This window comes from Citrobacter sp. CK180, assembly GCF_030333655.1.
Taxonomy (GTDB): Bacteria; Pseudomonadota; Gammaproteobacteria; order Enterobacterales; family Enterobacteriaceae; genus Citrobacter_B; species Citrobacter_B koseri.
Genome location: NZ_JAOWFM010000014.1, coordinates 1 through 242, shown reverse-complemented (window position 1 = coordinate 242; position 242 = coordinate 1). Strand labels below are relative to the sequence as shown.

The following is a 242-nucleotide window of genomic DNA, read 5'->3' as shown; positions in this document are numbered from 1 at the left end:
TTCGTCCATTTCCGCGCAGACGATGACGTCACTGCCCGGCTGTATGCGCGAGGTTACCGACTGCGGCCTGAGTTTTTTAAGTGACGTAAAATCGTGTTGAGGCTAACGCCCATAATGCGTGCAGTTGCCCGGCATCCAACGCCATTCATGGCCATATCAATAATTTTCTGGTGCGTACCGGGTTGAGAAGCGGTGTAAGTGAACTGCAGTTGCCATGTTTTACGGCAGTGAGAGCAGAGATA

1 pseudogene is annotated in these 242 nt (G+C 51.7%); it reads right to left on the bottom strand.

Going from position 1 to position 242, the window contains the following annotated elements:
* Nucleotides 1-242, bottom strand: a pseudogene (locus tag OGV50_RS00430) (IS1-like element transposase); the annotation flags it as partial.